A 17,098-nucleotide genomic window follows, 5' to 3' on the forward strand; every position below is an offset into this window, starting at 1 on the left:
GTATCGTCTTTTCATACGAAAAGTTTACCATTATTGATACTCGAATCATAGTTTTATAGTTTGAAGACACGCTCTAGTTTGCTCATTTTATCTATAAATTTATAATCCCCTCTCTCTGATCCGACCCGGCTTTTCAACAGTTCTTTGAATTGTCGGTGCTCCAGTCTACTAGAAAAAACCCGTTTGGGAACCAATATAAACTTATGATCAGGCAACCATATATAAAAAGCAGTCAGCGTATAAATGACTCCCTTTACTTCATCCCAGCTATAACCCGCAGAGTACGTAAAATGGAGGCCTTCCTTTGTATGTAGCTATAATGACCAACAGAAACTGAATGGATGCCATCACATGATATCTTTCAATGTGAGCCTATACTTGTACAGTAATGTTTCTGATTGTTGCATATAGTAACATCCTCTTCCTACCCTTTCAAAACAACACGACTACTAATCCAACCTATTAGACCATCAGAAGTTTCAACACGACACTCCTATTCTTTCATTTACTATTCCCCCCTCTAAAACTAGTAATTTAATCTTTTTTTTGAATATTCATCTAAAATAACTTGAATATGTATTTTATCTATTTAATATATCGGTTCTCAGAAAAAATTGGCAAATAAAAAAATCCACAGGCTTCTCCAGCTAGCGAGTTTACAGTTACCAACTGCTTCTCAGCAGTCTCGAAAAAAAGACTGTAGATTTAGTAGGTACTCCTCGTTCCTAGCTCAAGACCTAGTTATAATCCTCCCAATAGCGATATTTCATTTTATTTTCGCCTTTGGTAACGATGATCATATTCTCTACATGTCCGGTTTCTTTATTCGTTCGGTAGATCATGGTACGAGTTTCTCCCCCACCCGAAGACTGCATCCGCCCCTGCTCCACTGACGCCAGTCCCGCGCGACAAAATAAGACCCATTCCATACCCCGTAACGGTCTAGGCCGTTTTACCCAGAGCGTGCTCTCCGGCTGATTGAGTATGCTTTTGGACCCAGTCATCGTATTTGTCTGTATTTTACTCATAACTTATAACATTTCCTTTTTTATCTATCAGATATCTGTTTTTCTTCCATCTTTACCTGTCAGTTCAGTGACGGTCACCAGGGAGTCTGATGTAACCTTGGAAATTTCTCCGGTATTGTAATCTGTACGAATCACCGAGTCCTCGTATTGCAGCCGCAGGACATTCATCTGGTCGTGGATTTTCTGCATGACCTGCTTGTCGCCGATGGTCTCCGCGTTTTTCAATAGTTCCTCATATTGATGATATTTCTCCGCGTCTGCCTGCTCCCACTCGTCTATATGCTTTGGTGAATTCACGATATCTTCAGCATGATTTCCAGTCTCTTCGCTGCCCGACAGCGCTGCACTGGCGTTCATCGCTGCTGCCAGGGCTGACCAGAAGCCACGTGTGCTCCCACCATCCGCGTTTCTAAATTTCAAAGCAATGCTTTTCAGCTCAATTTCAATGGATTGAACCTTATTTAATATAGAAGAAAGCGTATATTTAGCTGTACGATAGTCATTATAAAAACGGTTTCTCTCCATACCATCCCACTGGTTGTGAAGGCGGTTCATTGTGTTATCCAGACCGTTTAGCTGGTTATACAGTATGCCGTGGGCATTGGCAAATTGGGAGGCCACGTTATCCAGCTGCTCCGGTGTGACTTGGATTTTTGTCATGGTGATCACATCCCATCTATGAAAATAGGAGATAGGTATTACAGTTTACAGTAATCCTTATTTCATATTGTAAGCTATAGAGGTCAGACATTCATGAGGATTTATACGTATTTGTGTATTCAGAAACAGTTCCTTTGATATAATGAATCTGTATAAGTTTATTTCGACAATACATTATTGAAAGTCAGGTGTAAGGACATGTCAGACAAAAAAATTATTTTTTTCGATATCGACGGTACATTACTGGACGATGATAAGAAAATGCCGTTAACCGCCAAAAAAGCTGTCTTTGCTTTGAAAGAGCAAGGCCATGAGGTAGCGATCGCAACAGGACGTGCGCCTTTTATGTTCAAAGATATCCGTGAGCAGCTAGAAATTGATTCCTACGTTAGCTTTAACGGGCAATATGTCGTGCTTCACGGGGAAGTCGTCGCTACCAATCCGCTGAATCGAGAAGCCCTGCAAGCGATGACCGATCTGGCACTCACACATAATCATGCTCTCGTATATATGGACCATATGGACATGAAGGCCAATATTCCTAACGATGAGCTTGTAGAAAAATCGATCCAAACGCTTAAAGCCAAGATTTCAGTCGGATACGATCCGCTTTACTTCCAGGGAAGAGATATTTATCAGACGCTCTTGATGTGTACGGAAGAAGAAGAGCCTTTCTATGAAGCGGTATTCAAGGCATTTGACTTTGTACGCTGGCATCCGAGTTCAGTGGACGTTGTTCCTCACGCTGGCTCCAAGGCCAAGGGCATCCGCGAGATTACATCCAGACTGGGCATTGCCGCTGAGAATCAATACGCTTTTGGTGATGGATTAAACGATGTGGAGATGCTAACCACTATACATAACAGTGTCGCGATGGGGAACGGCTGTGATGAAGCCAAAGCCGCAGCTAAAATGGTCACAAAGCGCGCTGATGAAGACGGTATTTTGTACGGACTGCAAAAACTTGGCTTGTTAAGCTAACAAAATTGCTAACAGACTGGGCATGTTTCAGGAAAAATCATGTCGGTTTAATGACTAAGATATGAGAAAATAGGAGGTTGTCGTTGGTATGGAAACGGAAGGCTTACGCAATGTCGAACAGCTAGCCCTGAAGAAGTACAAAATTTACAAGCAAAGCCTGCTCCGGTATTTGGCGCGTTCCATGCTGGCGAGTATGTTTATCGGATTTGGTGTTATTGTCGCCTTCAAGACGGGCAATTTTTTTTACATGGAGCATTCTCCACTCACTTATCCCATGGCAGCGCTCACGTTCGGGGCAGCCATCATTCTGATCGCGTATGGCGGCGGGGATCTGTTCACTGGCAACACCTTCTATTACACCTATGCTGCGCTCCGTAAGAAGCTGCGCTGGGGGCAGGTACTCCGGCTGTGGGCTGCCAGCTATGGAGGCAATTTGCTGGGGGCGGGTGTGTTTGCACTCCTTATTTACTTGACCGGGCTGTTTGACTCCTCCAGCGTGAACAGCTTTCTGCTGAGCGTGGTTGAGCATAAAATGGAAGCGCCTGCAATGCAGCTGTTTTTCCGCGCTATTTTGTGTAATTGGCTGGTCTGCCTCGCCTTTTTCGTTCCGATGTTTATGAAGGAAAATGGCGCAAAAATGTTCGCCATGATGCTGTTTGTATTCTGCTTTTTCATTTCTGGATATGAGCATAGTGTAGCTAACATGTGTACTTTCGCGATTGCGCTCGTGCTGGATCATCCGGGTACGGTCTCTGTCGCTGGCGTCATCCATAATCTCGTTCCGGTAACGCTTGGGAATCTGGTAGGTGGCGTGCTGCTTATGGGGGTTATGTACTATTCCGTCAACCTCCCGTTTTTGGACGAAGAGGAACACTAAAAAAGAAGCCGTGGAACCTAAGTTCCATGGCTTCTTTGCATTAATTCTGATAATAGCGTATGCAGTGTCTGCAGGTGTTTTTTTGCTGTTTATTCTGCTTGAGCAGGAAAATGAATAAATTCCTCCAACTCCTTGAACAGCTTTTTGGGATTGACGTTGTCAGGTACAACCAGAGTTAGCGGCTCATCCAGCTTGAGCACATACATGCCTAAAATGGATTTGGCATCTGCCATGCCGCTTTTGCCATGAATCCAGATGTCATACGTATAATTGGATACGATTTGATTGATCTTCTCAATATCCTTAACGTTTTTTACCTTGATGGGTGTCATCATTGCACAGCTCTCCCCTGCGTTGAATTGGGGCTTACGAAACAAGCCTTAACATCACTATACCCTATTTATAAAGAACGTTGCACAAACTTATTTTAGAAAATGACATGCGGCGGGGAGCTGACCTTCCAGTAGCTGCCGACCTTTTCAAAATTCACAGTGATTTTCTCGTTTGCCTTCTTGGTTTCTGCCGGATACGGCACGGTCAGCAGGTAGCTGCGCTTCACCGGAGTCATGGTTACCATCTTCGCCGTAGCCCGACTGAACTCCAGCAAATTACCGCCATCTGCGTTCAACTGAGCTAGTCTGCCGTTGACTTCAACGAAAAATTTGCCGACAAATTGCTCACTCGCCTGTTTGGTATAAACCTGCGTCAGATAGTTGATTAATTTGGTCTTCGTGCCGATGTCCTCAGACAAATAGCGGTAACTTTTACCGTTCAACTGGAACGCTTGACCCAATGATTTGCCACCGCTGACGGCATACTGATAACGAGACTGCGCCTCGAGCACAAGCGGAACCGCACTCTCATGGTTCAGCTTGTCCAGCTGGGTTGGATTCACGCTAGTAGCTGTAGCTGCAGCTGGCGCCGAAGTGGACGGCTGCTGCGGCTTGATCGGCTTGGCAGTCGATGGTACAGACGGAGCTTTCGCTGGTGCTGCCGACGCGGATGGGCGCGGTGCTGGTGCAGACGGAGCCGCTGGTGTAGCCGCTGGGACGGAACCAGCGGCTGGGGCTGTTGCTGCTGGAACTGACGGCGCTTGCGCAGGGGCAGGCGTCGCAACAGACGCAGATGCTGCTGGTGCAGGCACCTGAGCCGGTACAGTTGCTGATGGACTAGCAACGTTTGGTTGCGCCGTGTTCGCTGGACTGGTCACCGCGGGTGCAGCAGCGGCGACCTGTGCCGCGCTCAAAAGTGTGGCCGCAACACATAGTGCGGATAGTTTCGTATTTATTTTCATACTCTTATACACCTCCATAATCATATGTCTGCATAAACTGCACACGTTTCTATTATAAGAATTTCGTTTCCCGATTAGGTTGCTAAATTGTTTCTTTTTGCCTTTTTTTGTTCATTCTGCACGAAGTTTGTCCGTATTTGCCGGGAGCGTAGGTTCTGACTGCTTTCCTTGCTTAACCTCGCTCTCTTTCAAGGATCGTGACAGTTGCTTCACAGAACGGTCCAGCTGCTCCAATCTACGATTAAGGGTGACGAGGATGTATTTTAACAGGATCAGACTTAATGCTGCAGGGAATCCGACATTAGTCACGAGCTCAATCATGCCTTCAATCGTTAAAGAACTCACAGATTCCGCCTCCTTTTTCATGCATATATCACTCAATAAGAACTAATGTTCCCGTTTATACGAAAATCATACGTTCTCGATGTACCCATAACAAAAAAAGCCCCATTAGTCTGGAGCTCTTTCTAATGATGTTCGTAACTTGCATTCACCTTACTACTGAGCTGCACATCAAGGAGTGTATATGTTCGGCTGCTGCGGCTTGGACATCCCTTCTCCCAAGTAAAATCCAGTATGCGGCGGCTGATTATAGGCTACGTTTTGCCAGGCCACACTCAGACGATACACCGGATCATGCATAAGTGTGTGGAATCGGTATTCAGACTCATAGGGTGTTGTGTAGATGCGCAGCGCCGAATTATCACTTTTGCGCCAAATGACTTCCTCCCGCCAGTCACCGAATAGATCCGCCTGCAATGACGGCGTTCCTTTCGTTCCGTTATTGGAACTCGTCCCTGTAGCCGTAAGCAAGTTGGAGGTCGTCGAGTTCGTATAGTTCCACTTGTCTATTTTACCGGCGCTTGATGAGGTATGATCCAGCAGTTCACGGAGGAGATCCCCATCCCACCAGATCCCAAAATTAATGGAAGACGGCATCGTGTTGGTAATGAGCTCCCCCTTGGCTGAACGTAACCCAATGCCTGGTGCCCATTGCTCATTCCCCTTCGTTCGCGGATCAATGTCTGCCGACATGCCACGTCCGGTATCCTTGCCTGTTTTTACACCCCATAAAATGTTGCCGTTACGCGGATCGTACATAGCGGCTCCGTAGGTGGCATTTTTGTCCTCGTTCACCTTGAACACTTCATATCCTGAGCGGTCCGGGTCCAAATCCCCGACATGAAGCGCATCTCCATGTCCCATCCCCGTGTTAGTCAGTTTCGCTCCATTATCGTCTACCACCAGTGAGCCATATACGATTTCATCCTTAGCATCCCCATCTACATCTGCCACGCTCAAACTGTGGTTCCCCTGTCCAGCCGTCCCGGCATTGGTGGAGTTGTTGCTGTCAAAAGTCCAGCGGCGGCTTAGATTGCCGTTCCGCCAATCATATGCGACCAAAACAGTGCGGGTATAGTAACCACGCGCCATCACTATACTGGGACTCACACCATCCAGATAAGAAACCCCGGCCAGAAAACGATCCACACGGTTACCATAGTTGTCTCCCCAACTGGATACCGTCCCGCGCGGAGGCACATAGTCAATCGTACTGAGTGCCTTGCCTGTATCACCTGAGAATACGGTCAGAAACTCGGGACCTTTCAAAATGTACCCGCTCGTGTTGCGATGATCAGCCGAAGCATCGCCAATTTTTACACCTATACCATCTACCGTGCCATCTGCTGTCTTACATACGACCTCTGCTTTACCATCTCCATCAAAATCATAGACGAGAAACTGCGTATAGTGAGCTCCAGCCCGAATGTTCCGTCCCAGGTCGATTCGCCATTTGCGTGTTCCATCCAGCTCATATCCATCCAAAAATACATTTCCCGTATAACCGGATTGCGAATTATCCTTAGCATTGGAAGGGTCCCATTTCAGCACAATCTCATACTCGCCATCCCCATCGAGATCCCCTACGCTGGCATCATTGGCATTGTACGTGTAGTTCACATGATCCGGGGTTGTTCCTCCTGCAGGCTGCTGGATGGGAACGTCCAGATAGTTGTTGTTCCATAACTTTACCGCTGGAGAAGCGGCCTGCTCTGCTCCATTAACCACCGCACGAACGGTATACGTAGATGATGTCGTACCTGCCTTGTCCAGAAAGTTGGTTCTCGATGTAATCGGCGTATCGTTGACCTTGCTTGTCCCTCTGTACAAATTGAAGCCAACCGAATCCGCTTCCGTACCCAGCAAGCGCCAGCTCACCAGTACACCTTCTGGTACCTTCACTGCGACAGTTCCCCTGTTCAGCTTCTCCATTTGTCTCGCAGAGGCAGCTGTAACTGGGCTATCCATCGGAGTGACCACCCCACACAGCATGACACCAAGACAGAGCAACACAGTATGCCGAAATCTTTTGTTCATCTGATCATTAGCTCCTTTCATAGTTTGTATTTTTAATAAATTTATTTTATCTGACTGATAAGTTATTGTTGTTTAAATCTTATGATAGCGCTTACATGAATGTAAAGGGACGAAGCCGTCCTTTTTGTTCAAAAATCCGTGCTAATGCTTTAAAAATCAGAGGTCCATGAATAATCGTTCTTCGTCAGCTATGCTTTGGATATCCTCCGAGCTAATACTGATATACTGGTAACCTCCTGCCTGTTGTTTTTTCAATGCCAGTTCCTTCATAAAACGTGGGCTTCCCTCTCCAGCATCCTCATCGTACACAAGCAATAAACCATCTGTTTTGCGGAAAAGGAGTTCATCTCGTGCCTTGAGTTGCCAGATTCCCTGATAGGGCTGGCGGCTGACCACTCCCACGTAATCAACTCCGGCGCAAATCTGCTGAAAGTATTCCTTTTTATCCTCCTTCCACTTTTCCTCCATATTTTGATAAGCCATCATAATAGAGCATTTTAGGTGAGGATATTGCTGTTTTAATGCAACGACGACCTCGCAAGCCCACAAGTCCACCCCGTATTGGCCAGGGGTAATCACCCATTCCAGCCCATCTTCGATCAGGGGAATCAGCCTGCCTGCAATCGCCTTTTTAATGTATGGAATGCCTTCATGCTTTTGACTGAAAATATTCAGCTCATGGGCACGGTAGCCTGAAACGAGCAAGTTTTTCATCATCTCATCGTCCTTCTGAAATTATCATAAAGCTTATTGTACCATTTCAGAGCAGGTCGCTAAACACTTCATTTTTTGGATGAACAAATCAAATATAGTACAAAAAAACGAACCTCTGCCCTATAGGCTAAACAAGGTTCGTTATTTGGGATACTGGGTGTTCATTCACAACTACTTTATGGTGCTTAATGAATTCCTACTAACATCGGTGACTCACTCCTCGACCGAGTTTACACGCCGATCTTGGATTCTAATATTGCTGCTAAACATGCCGGCATCACTACTTAGTTTGAATGACGGGTAACTAGGATCTGCCTCAAGACGCATTCTGCTGTCGAACTGCTGTTCCTGTTGACGATCAATCCAAAAAGAATACGAATTGGACTGAACTGCTATATCGGTTGCATTCGGCGCATCAATCACCAAGATGACAAGTACGCCGTTGCATCCACAATCTTCTGTATCATAAAACAACTTGAACATACCCGGCCGTCCTGAAAGGACCGATGCTAGCCTTTCAACCGACAAGGAATCCAACTCTAAATGTATACTCATGAGATAAATCCTCTCCTTTGTAATCGAAACATTCGGATATATTGGGAACTAACAACTCCAAAAATCTAAATATAAATTATATTTTCATTATAATCATTTAAAATCTTTAAGTAAAAGGAGAACATTAATTATGCATTCACAAATAAGAACATTTATTTCTTAATTTGTTGTGTATTTATCAAGTTTAAACCATTGTTGAAATTCAATCTGGCTCATTTTTTTAACAGTTTTCACTTTTTTACTGTCCATTGAGTATCTGTATAACTTCTTTTGGTCAGATGGATACTCACTTATATAGTCTATATTTTTTCCACTTTTATGCCATAAAATCAGACTTGTGCTAATGTAATTCGTTTCCCTAGGAAGATATATAAAAGCATCCTTGTTTGTATTATAAATGGCTATAGAGCTGCTTGATGTATCACCATACGAAAAAGCAATTTGATCTTCTTTCGGTGACCAGTTATAAGCAGTGATGGATTCTATATTTCTTTTGCCTTTAGCCTTTAAAAGATCATTTACAATGATAGATTTTCCGGTTGCAAGATTGATCAGTAACAACGTATTTCCCGCGCTGCGCTCTGCTTGTATAGCCAACCATGTATTAGAAGGAGATACTGCTACGCTAGATATATCACGCAGTTTATCATTATACCCATTTGTTTTAAGGGTGTAATTTTTATCTCCTTTTTTAATGGTTATGGATGTAATGACACGTTTCTCAGAACTTGGTACATTTTCTCGCTCAATTTTTTTTGCCACTAACGTAATGTTTTTTTCCGTCCAAGTTAATTGATTGGGGGTTTCGCTCTTTTTAAACTTCGTTATAGACTGATACACAGATGGATTTACAGCATGAACCGAACTTTGAACATAGGTATTAGGATGCAATGTACGATTAGCGTTGACGATAGAAAAGCCACTTACACTTCCCACCAGCACTATACCTGACAGGAAAGCAATAGCGTATTTTAATGTTAGACTTTTCATTTTAATTGCTCCTTTGTAAAAGGTTTATTGTTCTTAGGATTCATTATAGAAAGAGAAAACGGTATACCTTCTATTTTGAAAAGGATAAAGATAATGTATGGACAATTGTTTCCATTGACTGATTAATCATTCGAATCGAAGAGAAGACGTACTGATAAAATCAGAACGTCTTCTCTCCTTTAAAATTTATTTGAACAAGTTCTGCAGCAAGAAGGATACATTTTGTCAAGAGGGTCCACTTGTACAGGGAAAATAAAGTATTAGACTGGCACCTAACTTTGAAAAGCTTTTATATACCAAGCATCCATAGTAGAGTGTTCAGAACCTGGTAGAGGTTCATGTAAAAGTGTAAATCCAAACTTTTCATATAATAAACATGCAGTTTTTAATTCATGCATTGTTTCTAAATAGCACTTTTCATAATGTTTAGAGGCAAAAGACAAAGCTGTTTCCATAAGTTTCTTGGAAACCCCTAAACCTTGAGCTTTTGGACTTAAGTATAGCTTTTGTAATTCGCAAACTTTATCATGTTCGTTAAATGGTGCTATGCCAATTCCACCAACAACTTCTCCTTCCATTTCCACTACCCAATAGTTCGCATGTTTTAAATTATTATAATATTGGTGTAGGTCATTAAGTTGAGGGTCAAAATAAGCTGTTCCAGGGATCGCTAATCCAAGTGCTTCTAATGAATCTTGTATAATTTCTTTTACTTTTACATTGTCTTCTTTTTTCATTTCTCGAATAATCATATACGATCTCCTTCAATTAAATCTCAAAATCGAGAGCATACTGCCGGTAGTCCTTTCGGTCTGTGGTTCGGTATTTCAGTTCGTGATTCGCCGGACAAATGAACATATTTCGCTCGGCGTCAATAACCCGCATCAAGTGCTACGGCTTCGACCTTAAATTAAAAAAACCTAACTCCCACCTGTTGTCTTACGTTTTTTGATGGAACACCAGAAATGAACGCCTATCTTGTTGGTTCGGAATCAACCATTTCCCGTGAAGTAGAGGCGAGTGGGACAGCACCTAGTTCTCCCCCGACTATCATCATCTTAAAACACCTATTAAAATAGGCCAATCAAATTTGGGGTTGACCTAATAATACGTAATCATACTTGAGAGAAAACCGCCTTTTGCTCATATCGAATCATTTTTAATAAGAAGCTCGCCTAGCCGCTGTTGCAACTGATGGGCATAGAACGATAGTTCTGCTTCAGCGGCCAAATCCCGCAACAATGCCTGGATCAAAAACGCTCTAGGCACCTCATTTTCCAACTCTTCCTCAAGCAACACGGTCACTTGCTGCAGTTCCTTCTTTCTGGCATTCGGGATATACAAATCAGGAATAATCGACAAGATCGCTTGAAACAAAACGGAAATCCTCGCTGAGCTTGTCGGGACAAGTGACTCTAAATCCACTTCTTCATACTCTTTCATGAACTCATAGGTTAGCAGAGGCTGTGGTGTACATTTACTCAAACCTTGCACCAAATCATCCATACGTTCCGCGATAAATCCTGCTAGTTTTTCGACGGTGATTGGTTTGTAGGCGAATAGCAGATGAAAAGTATACTCCCGGATCATGCCGCTAAACATGGCAGTTACGTCCCATTTCCAATCCAATATGGCAGAGCCGTATTGGCGCATCAGCAGGTTTTGGTAATAGCTGAACATCTGAATCTGAATCTGATGAATGAGGGTAGAGATGTTGTCGTTGCTCGCCGAGGGAAATTCATTGTAATCTCGGGAAATATAGTAGCCGTGACGGCCAAAGAATTGGAACAAACCCATAATTTCGGCCAGATACGTTTCCCGGCGCGGTAATGCCATTTTCCGAATTCGCTCCACCTCATCCATCATATACTGCTGGCGTTGCTTCAATATACTGACGAACAACTCTTCCTTGGACTCAAAAAATTTGTACAAGGAACCTTTGGCGATACTGCAATCGTCGGCGATATCCTGAATTGAGGTCGCTCTATAGCCTTTCTCCATAAAAAGGCGGACAGCAGATTGGACGATTTTTTCCTTTATTAAACTCATGCTTATGTCTCCTTATCACTCGTTACGGACAGATGTGATTTTTATCAAAGTTCCTTGATCAAGTATAGCCAATATCCAGCGAGCAAAAAAGAAGGCGTCGTGCCAAAATGAGGCGTCCGATCCACTCCATAGTTCTCAGTAAAAGCGTTCTCCCTTACATTAAAGCGATACATAGCATACAAATATGGAGTAAGGCCAGCACATAAATAAGCCTCACAACAGTGACAAGCCAATTTCGGATTATGAGCAACACGGTCATCAAGGCTGGAAAACCAAAAAGACCGCCCCATCGACTGACGAACCTGTCGGCTTGTCCATTCATGAAATGAACAGGGATCTCCAGAGGAGCAGACCAGACCACTATCATGGCAGCAAGCCACGCAAGCACCGTGACAAAAACGGGAGTTTTAGGATGAAAGAGAATCTTAATCAAAGCATTGCCTCCTTTTTTATCTTATTTGGGAATAGTGAGCCAGAAAGTCCAGTGCCAGTCTACGAATTCCACCAACCAGCCGGATAGTACCATACTTAGCGCGGGAGCGAGAAGCATTGGAATCCCAAGTAAACTGATGATCGCCCCACGCTTATCAGGTGACGCAAGGCGGTATAGCATGGTCATTCCAATCGGGGAAACCATATCTCCCCCTAAACCTTGAATGATCCGAAAAAAAATCAGTTGTCCGGAATTTTGCGCGAATGCAGATAATGTGGAACCTAGCATGAAAAATCCAATAGAACAAAGAAACACCTTCTTAGCACCGCATTTGTCCGAGAGCCATCCTGCCAACGGAATGACCGCAGAAAGTGCTAGTGTATAGGCGTTTACCGACCACTGGGTGGTCTTGAGCGAAACTCCAAATTCCCGCACCCAGGTCGCGAGGGCCAAGTTAAGAGCTGTGCTGTTTAAAATCACCATAAACGTCCCTATGACGATCGCAAGCGTTGGTGAAAAATATGGACGGAATACAAATGAGTCTTCCTTAGAAGATTCGTCAATAACTGCATGATGAGACATATACAAATAACCTGCTTTCTCTAGAAATGAACGAAGGTTGAGGACTGAGCCTGCTTCAAACTAGCTCGTCAAGGCTCTTTTTGACCAATTAGTTTTATGAGAAACTTTAAGGTTTTCAACTCATCATATCCTTGAGAGCCAGGTGTGTCAATCCTCGATATAAACAGATTTATTCGAATTATGAACTATTAGTCCTTTACAAAACCAGATAGTCAAAATAAGATAAATGTCGGGGTTCGAAACATAAAGCATTGATATAGTCATGAAAAAACAGGGATTTTTAAATGAACGGAAGGAAAAGAATATGCAAAAAAACAATCATGAGCACACCGCTGCACTCTATTTTGATGGCTTGACCAACTTCAGGGATTTCGGAGGCTATGCCACCACGGATGGGAAGAGAGTAAGAAAGGGATTCCTGTTTCGCTCCGACGAATTGTCAAAGTTATCAAGAACCGACATGGCACGAATGGATCAAATCGGCTTCAAGCTGATTTGCGACTTGAGAACGGAAACGGAGCAGAAATCGAACAAGAGCCGCATGCTGAACCAGGGAGTCGAAGTACAGAATTTGACCATGCAGGATAAAAGCCAGGAGTTTACCCGTCTCGAATTTATAAGGTATCTAATTAGACATGGCAAAGATATCGATTTTGAGCAAACGATGAAAGACATGTATCATCATATGGGGACTGGCTCTAAGTCTACGTTACAGAAACTTTTCACTCTGTTGTCCGAAAAAGAGAAGTTTCCTGTCCTGATTCATTGCACTGGGGGCAAGGATCGAACTGGATTCATCGTGGCGATTATTCAGCTGTTTCTGGGAATTCCCTACGAAAGCGTGCTTGAGGACTACTTGCATTCCAATATATGCATCGGGCCACGTATGAAAAAAGCCGAGAAACTGATCCGACTGATGAGCTTTTACCGAGTGCCTGCAGAGCGGATCAGACCCATGCTGGAGGTGAAGCGCGATTATCTGGAGGACGTGCTAGAGGGAATTATGAGCCGGCATACAAACATTGAGGGATACTTAAAAAACGAATGCGGCGTTTCGCAGCAGCACCTGGAACGCTTCAAAGAAGTCGTTTTAGAGTAACGAGATGGACTAACTTAATTGAAGATATTTGGGATCATTCTGCTGAATAAGGCGGGGCATTAGATTTCCGAAGAAAATAAAATTTAGACTGACTCCAACAAAAAAACGAGCGGCAGCCTTGAACTATAAATAAAGTCCGAGACTACCGCTGTCTTATTAATGTCGTCTTATGTTTATTACATGATTTTATACATATGGTTCAACAATTCAACTATCGTTTCTTTCGGATAAAGGAATTGCATCCGAGCCATTTCAATAGTTCGGTAAATATAGGAGGCAATCTCTTCAATTTTGTCCTTTTCGATATGAACTTGCTCTAGTTTGACCGGAGCACCGATACTAACAAACCAGTTGGTTGACGCCTCGATGCCTGCTTCCGCTGTTGCAAGTCGAATACATTTCGTGCAAATTGTTCATATCTTGTTGGATTCATGGGTAGATGCCAATTCATCCATGCCGGATAAACGACTGCGAGACCAGCACCATGGGGAACATCATACAAAGCTGAAAGAGAATGCTCAATTAAATGGGTGTCATAGCGATTTCCCCCCACCCCGGCGAACATATCCTGAATGCAGAACAATTTGTCTGAATGACTGATAGGTCAAATCCGTAATTGGCACAGGTTCATCGTAGATTTGCCTATGTATCGCAGCAACCCCCCCTAAGAATCATCTTCTGATCTTGAGGCCCCCATGTAGACAATTAGACACTCTCTCTTATCTTTGGCATCTAATGCCAACATAATCTATAACAAAGAACAGGCAATAGACGCTAAATTTCCTGCGTTTTGACGGTACGACTGCCTATACAATCCCTTTCCTACATCCATATCATAGAAAATACCTTATGTGTGAAGGGGGAGAAAATTTGGCAATCATACGCCAAGGATCTTGTATCGGGGTATTGTATCGACCGACCGCGGACGGCTGTATAGCATCGCAATGTCAAACGTACTCAGGCGGGTGTCACTGTGTCCATAATGGCAGGTTGGTGGGAGCAGTAAAGAAACTGGGTAATACACTGATCCACATTTCCAGAACGTTAGATACGACGAATTTGAAATCACTGGATGGGATTTTGCTACGGCACTGGAACATTCGTAACAGTAAAGACAAAAACTCGATCTTTCTTGAAAATTTATTTATTCCTATATCCCGATTGGAAGCAGTACAAATAACACCTTTCAGAAATCTTGATCGTCCTGTGCCTAAGCCGGGCAACCCGTGTTCTCAACCGGCACCTGGCACGGTACGCAAACCAAACATCATTTATCCGGGGGATTGTATGGGCATCCGTTTTCAGAAAATCAACCATTTATGGGATATCAAGAATGGCAAGTTTCTCTTTTGGCAAAAGTCCGGAATTCCTCATTGCCAATGGAATACGAAACTGCAAAATAAACCAGACAGGGTGTGGTACGCTCACTGGATTGTCAGAAAAATGAGTCCTCACTTTCAATCCGTTGCCTCAGATCGTGGATCTGCATCAGCCGGGAAGGAAACAAATATCACTCTCCACCCAATCACCGGCTTCAACCCCAAGGAGGGGACGACTGTAATAATTACAAGGTTGAATCATACCTCGATAAAACGAATATTGACCTATCATTGACCACCATTTGTGCAATTTGTTGTGGCTTTAAAAACAACCGCAGAGCAGTTGACTAAAATCAATGACAATTGTGAGGGATTACATTGGTAGACAGACACATCGAGACACTAACTGACATTTCGCTAAAGGTTTTAAATAAGAGGCTTGCGAATCAGAAGAACCCGAACTTTCAATTTGTTTTTTTGGGTGACACGTGGTTTGATTGGGGAAACGCCATCGTGCAGTCATTCACGAAAGCCAAGCAGGATGCGATAAGAAGATACCAGATTTTTTTATCGTGCTTGGACAAAGCGAGCAAGCAAAAGCCAAAACCCCTGTTTATCTTATATGGCGGAGATGGCGTATTTTCAGGATCTGCAGAACAGCTTATGTTCTTTAAAAATGCAGTGGAAAAATTCGTAAGAAAAACGAACATCGCCTTCTTTATGGTGCCCGGGAATCATGAAAGAAATGGTGTCAATGGATCATTGGTTAATTACCAAAATATCATCGGTCCAAGAAAAGGCAACAAGACTGTACAGGAAAATGGACTGAACTATATCATTAACACCCCGAAATTACGGATGGTTATGCTAAATGATGTTGGACCAGTCGCGAAACCGACCAGGTATGGAATTACCAATAGCGCCTTAGCTACCTTCAACAAGGGGATAAACACAAAAAAAGACGTGGTCGTGGTGATGCATGTTCCGCCAAAAGCAGGGTCGTTCAAAAGTTTCCCTAGCAGTGAAGCATTTCCAGTCACAACGCCGAATGATAAAGCATTTATAGCCAATCTAAGCAAATCAAAAAGTGTAAAGCTTATCTTGGTAAGCCATATTCATGACATTCTCTTAAAAGGAACAATTGCAGGAAAAACCGCTGTTTTAAACGGAAATGGCGGTGCGGGTACTGATACCCGCCCAACACTAAATCCGGTAATTTCCTCTTTTACCTTTATCAATAAGAATAAGTCTATTAGATTTGATGGGCAGCGATCCGTAACAGTAAACACAAAAATAAGGCCGCGAAAGGTATTTATTTTGACCAAGGACGGAATCATCAGCGTTCCCATCGTGTAATGAACGCAAGCTTTTTTTACAAGAAAGGAGTACCCCTATCTGGATGGCTATAAGCTATTCGGACATCCTAATTCACTTATTATCCGATCAATCACACCACAAAAAAATGCCTGGCATGAATTAAGCAGACATTTCATTCTCATGTAACCGTGATGCTTGCGCATCATGGTTACCCCGCCAAAGGCCGACGGCGAGGATTCATATCGAATTGGCATCTTTCTTACATACCTCATATCTGCTTTCTCATCACCCGTCAGCGTCTATTCCATATCCCCCGCACTTTTGAATCAGCTCCAGACTCGTCTTTCTTCATCAATTAAAGTGTATGCCTGCCCACATATTGGTAAGTACCCTTCGGGTAAACAAGCCACTCATCCTGTTGATTGAAAACAGGCGATCCGCATGTTATACCTTGTTTACGCACAAATGTCCCTCCTTGAGGAAACAATTGACCCTGCGAATGAGGCTCTCCAAGCACATCTACCTCAATTCCAGAATATTTTAATACATATGCAACCGTATTAAACTCGCTTGGGTTATAGAAATGACCCTCTTGATTAAAATAGGCAACATTTGTCACACCCATGAAATCGTAAAAGTTGCTGTTTATGATCAGATACGGTATTAATGGATTAACCGGATATAGTGCTATGCTGGACACGTTCATGCGATTCGTGTTTTTCATGAATTGGTGAACCTCCAGCTCATATTCTTCTATTTTATGAGAGAAGCCACATTCTCGGTTATAAAACAATTGCAGCACGATGCGACCGTCTCCGTCT

Annotated in this window: 20 protein-coding genes and 1 pseudogene; 5 read left to right on the top strand and 16 right to left on the bottom strand. The window is 43.5% G+C overall.

Going from position 1 to position 17,098, the window contains the following annotated elements:
- Window positions 1-53: 53 nt before the first annotated feature.
- From AC5V8P_RS12495 to AC5V8P_RS12505, 3 genes and pseudogenes are all read right to left on the bottom strand, one after another.
- A pseudogene (locus tag AC5V8P_RS12495) lies at window positions 54-260 on the bottom strand (YcxB family protein); the annotation flags it as partial.
- 477 nt (window positions 261-737) lie between these two features.
- Window positions 738-1,028, bottom strand: a complete 291-nt coding sequence (locus tag AC5V8P_RS12500) for a hypothetical protein (RefSeq protein ID WP_231116760.1) — start codon at window positions 1,026-1,028, stop codon at window positions 738-740.
- A gap of 27 nt (window positions 1,029-1,055) precedes the next feature.
- Entirely contained in the window at window positions 1,056-1,688 is a 633-nt protein-coding gene (locus AC5V8P_RS12505; protein ID WP_231116759.1) for a WXG100 family type VII secretion target, read from the bottom strand.
- A 198-nt stretch (window positions 1,689-1,886) separates the two neighbouring features.
- On the opposite strand from AC5V8P_RS12505, the gene AC5V8P_RS12510 reads away from it, so the two are divergent.
- Complete coding sequence (locus tag AC5V8P_RS12510; protein WP_063210880.1) at window positions 1,887-2,669, top strand: Cof-type HAD-IIB family hydrolase; 783 nt, start codon at window positions 1,887-1,889, stop codon at window positions 2,667-2,669.
- Between the two features lie 88 nt (window positions 2,670-2,757).
- The gene (locus AC5V8P_RS12515; protein WP_063210882.1) at window positions 2,758-3,546 is read left to right on the top strand and encodes a formate/nitrite transporter family protein; all 789 of its coding nucleotides are present in this window, start codon (window positions 2,758-2,760) and stop codon (window positions 3,544-3,546) included.
- Window positions 3,547-3,635: 89 nt separating this feature from the next.
- Here AC5V8P_RS12515 and AC5V8P_RS12520 read toward each other — a convergent pair whose 3' ends face one another.
- The 11 genes from AC5V8P_RS12520 to AC5V8P_RS12570 form a co-directional block, all read right to left on the bottom strand.
- Window positions 3,636-3,881 carry an HPr family phosphocarrier protein gene (locus AC5V8P_RS12520; RefSeq protein ID WP_016819915.1) on the bottom strand — a complete coding sequence of 82 codons (246 nt, stop codon included), beginning with the start codon at window positions 3,879-3,881 and terminating at the stop codon, window positions 3,636-3,638.
- 92 nt (window positions 3,882-3,973) lie between these two features.
- Window positions 3,974-4,840 (bottom strand): DL-endopeptidase inhibitor IseA family protein, encoded by an 867-nt coding sequence (locus AC5V8P_RS12525; RefSeq protein WP_064795881.1) that lies wholly within the window; start codon window positions 4,838-4,840, stop codon window positions 3,974-3,976.
- A gap of 111 nt (window positions 4,841-4,951) precedes the next feature.
- Window positions 4,952-5,185, bottom strand: a complete 234-nt coding sequence (locus AC5V8P_RS12530) for a hypothetical protein (protein WP_063210886.1) — start codon at window positions 5,183-5,185, stop codon at window positions 4,952-4,954.
- Between the two features lie 168 nt (window positions 5,186-5,353).
- The gene (locus AC5V8P_RS12535) at window positions 5,354-7,219 is read right to left on the bottom strand and encodes a rhamnogalacturonan lyase (RefSeq protein ID WP_495473657.1); all 1,866 of its coding nucleotides are present in this window, start codon (window positions 7,217-7,219) and stop codon (window positions 5,354-5,356) included.
- 156 nt (window positions 7,220-7,375) lie between these two features.
- Window positions 7,376-7,933 (bottom strand): SLOG family protein, encoded by a 558-nt coding sequence (locus AC5V8P_RS12540; protein WP_064795886.1) that lies wholly within the window; start codon window positions 7,931-7,933, stop codon window positions 7,376-7,378.
- 213 nt (window positions 7,934-8,146) lie between these two features.
- Window positions 8,147-8,488 carry an iron-sulfur cluster biosynthesis family protein gene (locus tag AC5V8P_RS12545; protein ID WP_064795880.1) on the bottom strand — a complete coding sequence of 114 codons (342 nt, stop codon included), beginning with the start codon at window positions 8,486-8,488 and terminating at the stop codon, window positions 8,147-8,149.
- 159 nt (window positions 8,489-8,647) lie between these two features.
- Window positions 8,648-9,478, bottom strand: a complete 831-nt coding sequence (locus AC5V8P_RS12550) for a hypothetical protein (RefSeq protein WP_064795879.1) — start codon at window positions 9,476-9,478, stop codon at window positions 8,648-8,650.
- A gap of 272 nt (window positions 9,479-9,750) precedes the next feature.
- Entirely contained in the window at window positions 9,751-10,230 is a 480-nt protein-coding gene (locus tag AC5V8P_RS12555) for a GNAT family N-acetyltransferase (protein ID WP_064795878.1), read from the bottom strand.
- 391 nt (window positions 10,231-10,621) lie between these two features.
- Entirely contained in the window at window positions 10,622-11,527 is a 906-nt protein-coding gene (locus AC5V8P_RS12560; protein WP_064795877.1) for a TetR/AcrR family transcriptional regulator, read from the bottom strand.
- A gap of 154 nt (window positions 11,528-11,681) precedes the next feature.
- Window positions 11,682-11,960: a DUF1648 domain-containing protein gene (locus AC5V8P_RS12565; RefSeq protein WP_063210896.1), complete on the bottom strand. Its 279-nt coding sequence runs from the start codon at window positions 11,958-11,960 to the stop codon at window positions 11,682-11,684.
- Window positions 11,961-11,981: 21 nt separating this feature from the next.
- Complete coding sequence (locus AC5V8P_RS12570; protein WP_064795876.1) at window positions 11,982-12,542, bottom strand: MFS transporter; 561 nt, start codon at window positions 12,540-12,542, stop codon at window positions 11,982-11,984.
- 304 nt (window positions 12,543-12,846) lie between these two features.
- Here AC5V8P_RS12570 and AC5V8P_RS12575 point away from each other — a divergent pair, with 304 nt between their 5' ends.
- The gene (locus AC5V8P_RS12575) at window positions 12,847-13,641 is read left to right on the top strand and encodes a tyrosine-protein phosphatase (protein ID WP_064795875.1); all 795 of its coding nucleotides are present in this window, start codon (window positions 12,847-12,849) and stop codon (window positions 13,639-13,641) included.
- A gap of 316 nt (window positions 13,642-13,957) precedes the next feature.
- On the opposite strand, the gene AC5V8P_RS12580 is transcribed toward AC5V8P_RS12575, so the two are convergent.
- Window positions 13,958-14,206, bottom strand: a complete 249-nt coding sequence (locus tag AC5V8P_RS12580) for a dehydroquinate synthase/iron-containing alcohol dehydrogenase family protein (protein WP_155762517.1) — start codon at window positions 14,204-14,206, stop codon at window positions 13,958-13,960.
- 305 nt (window positions 14,207-14,511) lie between these two features.
- Here AC5V8P_RS12580 and AC5V8P_RS12585 point away from each other — a divergent pair, with 305 nt between their 5' ends.
- Both AC5V8P_RS12585 and AC5V8P_RS12590 read left to right on the top strand, forming a co-directional pair.
- Window positions 14,512-15,255, top strand: coding sequence for a hypothetical protein (locus AC5V8P_RS12585; RefSeq protein ID WP_064795874.1), 744 nt, complete (start codon window positions 14,512-14,514; stop codon window positions 15,253-15,255).
- Between the two features lie 182 nt (window positions 15,256-15,437).
- Window positions 15,438-16,316: a metallophosphoesterase gene (locus tag AC5V8P_RS12590; protein ID WP_196771813.1), complete on the top strand. Its 879-nt coding sequence runs from the start codon at window positions 15,438-15,440 to the stop codon at window positions 16,314-16,316.
- Between the two features lie 316 nt (window positions 16,317-16,632).
- Here AC5V8P_RS12590 and AC5V8P_RS12595 read toward each other — a convergent pair.
- Window positions 16,633-17,098: RTX toxin (locus tag AC5V8P_RS12595; RefSeq protein ID WP_495473658.1), on the bottom strand; the 466-nt coding region annotated here is incomplete at its 5' end.

This window comes from Paenibacillus sp. N119s (genome assembly GCF_059447605.1).

What these genes read in the sequence shown, in the direction of transcription:
- AC5V8P_RS12550 (WP_064795879.1), bottom strand. Translation starts at nt 9,478, where the DNA reads ATGAAAAGTCTAACATTAAAATACGCTATTGCTTTCCTGTCAGGTATA.
- AC5V8P_RS12535 (WP_495473657.1), bottom strand. Translation starts at nt 7,219, where the DNA reads ATGAACAAAAGATTTCGGCATACTGTGTTGCTCTGTCTTGGTGTCATG.
- AC5V8P_RS12520 (WP_016819915.1), bottom strand. Translation starts at nt 3,881, where the DNA reads ATGATGACACCCATCAAGGTAAAAAACGTTAAGGATATTGAGAAGATC.
- AC5V8P_RS12525 (WP_064795881.1), bottom strand. Translation starts at nt 4,840, where the DNA reads ATGAAAATAAATACGAAACTATCCGCACTATGTGTTGCGGCCACACTT.
- AC5V8P_RS12570 (WP_064795876.1), bottom strand. Translation starts at nt 12,542, where the DNA reads ATGTCTCATCATGCAGTTATTGACGAATCTTCTAAGGAAGACTCATTT.
- AC5V8P_RS12510 (WP_063210880.1), top strand. Translation starts at nt 1,887, where the DNA reads ATGTCAGACAAAAAAATTATTTTTTTCGATATCGACGGTACATTACTG.
- AC5V8P_RS12540 (WP_064795886.1), bottom strand. Translation starts at nt 7,933, where the DNA reads ATGAAAAACTTGCTCGTTTCAGGCTACCGTGCCCATGAGCTGAATATT.
- AC5V8P_RS12560 (WP_064795877.1), bottom strand. Translation starts at nt 11,527, where the DNA reads ATGAGTTTAATAAAGGAAAAAATCGTCCAATCTGCTGTCCGCCTTTTT.
- AC5V8P_RS12555 (WP_064795878.1), bottom strand. Translation starts at nt 10,230, where the DNA reads ATGATTATTCGAGAAATGAAAAAAGAAGACAATGTAAAAGTAAAAGAA.
- AC5V8P_RS12515 (WP_063210882.1), top strand. Translation starts at nt 2,758, where the DNA reads ATGGAAACGGAAGGCTTACGCAATGTCGAACAGCTAGCCCTGAAGAAG.
- AC5V8P_RS12580 (WP_155762517.1), bottom strand. Translation starts at nt 14,206, where the DNA reads ATGTTCGCCGGGGTGGGGGGAAATCGCTATGACACCCATTTAATTGAG.
- AC5V8P_RS12500 (WP_231116760.1), bottom strand. Translation starts at nt 1,028, where the DNA reads ATGAGTAAAATACAGACAAATACGATGACTGGGTCCAAAAGCATACTC.
- AC5V8P_RS12505 (WP_231116759.1), bottom strand. Translation starts at nt 1,688, where the DNA reads ATGACAAAAATCCAAGTCACACCGGAGCAGCTGGATAACGTGGCCTCC.
- AC5V8P_RS12545 (WP_064795880.1), bottom strand. Translation starts at nt 8,488, where the DNA reads ATGAGTATACATTTAGAGTTGGATTCCTTGTCGGTTGAAAGGCTAGCA.
- AC5V8P_RS12575 (WP_064795875.1), top strand. Translation starts at nt 12,847, where the DNA reads ATGCAAAAAAACAATCATGAGCACACCGCTGCACTCTATTTTGATGGC.